At 54.8% G+C, this 385-nt stretch carries 1 protein-coding gene; it reads right to left on the reverse strand.

The window, feature by feature from the left end; all coding sequences use genetic code 11:
• Nucleotides 1-385: immunoglobulin-like domain-containing protein (locus tag BHC62_RS05360; RefSeq protein WP_143007490.1), on the reverse strand; the 385-nt coding region annotated here is incomplete at both ends.

Below are 385 nucleotides of genomic sequence, written 5' to 3' on the forward strand. Positions count from 1 at the left end.
GGTCTGGGTGCTCTTGTCGATGAACACGTCATCGCCAGGGGCATCAACAATCACAGTACCAACGGTTTCGCCGGCCTTGATGGTGATGGTTTGTTTGTTGTCGAGGGTCAGGGTGACGTCGGTATCCGCTTTATTAGAAAGCGTAGCGGTGTAAGTGATTTTCCCGCCTTCGTTGACGGCGTCTGGCGCGGTCAAGGTGACGGTAGTGGTGTTATCGGTGCCCGGTGTGTCAGTTACGACGGTGGTGACTTTATCGGTACCTGGAACCAAGTTCTCGAAGTGCTCGCCACCGGTGACTTTTTCGATGCCGGTCGTAACAGTCTGGTCGCCTTTGTATACGTCGTCTGGCGCTACAGCCGAAACAGTACCGCTCGACTCGTTCACA

This window comes from Pseudomonas sp. 06C 126, assembly GCF_001855215.1.
In the GTDB taxonomy this organism is placed as follows: Bacteria; Pseudomonadota; Gammaproteobacteria; order Pseudomonadales; family Pseudomonadaceae; genus Aquipseudomonas; species Aquipseudomonas proteolytica.